This window comes from Pseudoalteromonas sp. G4, assembly GCF_028875915.1.
Taxonomy (GTDB): Bacteria; Pseudomonadota; Gammaproteobacteria; order Enterobacterales; family Alteromonadaceae; genus Pseudoalteromonas.
Map to the genome: position 1 here is coordinate 1 of NZ_JAPEHW010000154.1, position 1,248 is coordinate 1,248.

The window sequence follows — 1,248 nt, forward strand, 5'->3', positions numbered from 1 at the left end:
TCGCTCCCTGTCTCGCATTATTCATTTAAATTCCGCTTTCAGGTTTGATTAATGGGTATTGGGAGTGAACTTTGCAAACAGTTTTAAAGTCCACAAAAGCGCTAAACTCAGGCGGCGGTAACGCACTGTAAAAGTTTGAGTAATACTACAACCTAGCTCAAACCGTTACACCGTAAATCCTAAAGACGATTTAAACCAAAAATACGGCGTGTTGCTAGGCTACCTTAAACACTCAGTAATAACTCATTTAGCCAACAAAATCTTCGAAGGAAACATTAGACTCTTCTGCTAAACCTTCATTGAGCATTTCAGTGAACCATGCTTTTAAAGCTGCTTGCATTTCCGGCATTGAAGATTTCCACACAGGTTTGATGTGTTTAACCCAAAGGTCTAACTCCTTTTGCGTATATGTTCTATGTTCACACAAAGTACTAGCAACTCTTAGAATATCTTTGGCTGCTTCTTTGTCGATGACCTGACTAGGAACAGCCCAATGTTTTTGACCTAAGCAGTCTGTATAAAAACCAACTTGCTTTAGATCATCCAATAGCGCTGGAAAATCGTTTTCTTCGGAATAAATACCTCCGAAATCACGAAGTTTTTTACAACCATTTGCGACCAATAAAGGAAATACGTACATCACATTCTTTTTAGTATGAGTCCGATAAGCTTTCCAAGCGTCTTTGACCTCTTTTCCATCTCTTGCAACTGCTAACTCACGAAGGATTGAAATTTTCCCAGCCTCTTCAATTGCTAACACAGCTATGGAGTAAGCCGTCGGATAGCTTTCAAGTTCAAACAGTTTTTCAGCATCACTCAATAGCCGCTTGGCATTTTGTTGAGCAAAATTCATTCCATTAGCAATCTCACTTGTGCTGAGAGTATTTTTCCACTGTTTCAAATTCTTACTCAACTGCACACCTATGAATTATTGCTGTTTATATTCAAAGTCAACTTATAACACCAATATTTAATTGTTACTAGTCAGATAGTTATTTGAAATTTTTCATTTTCCTAGGTGTATAAAACAGGCAACTTGCCTGCTATAAATATTAAGGAAGAATTGCTCTTTTCTATACAGAACAGATGAAATTATTCAATAACAGCTGAGTTGTGCTTTTGAAGACCGTTGTTAGGATTCTTTTCCGCTTTTATCAAACCCGAGCATCAGGTTTGAATTGATAATGCGAGACAGGGAGCGAAGCGGTTGAGCAAGCCATGTACAACATGGACGTTGCTTCATGGCGT

General features: G+C 38.3%; 1 protein-coding gene. It reads right to left on the reverse strand.

Translation table 11 applies throughout. The annotated features are described in order from the left end of the window. Window positions 1–247 precede the first annotated feature (247 nt). A complete protein-coding gene (locus ON073_RS20330; RefSeq protein ID WP_038638833.1) occupies window positions 248–913 on the reverse strand; it encodes an AbiV family abortive infection protein in 666 nt (221 codons plus the stop codon). Window positions 914–1,248 lie beyond the last annotated feature (335 nt).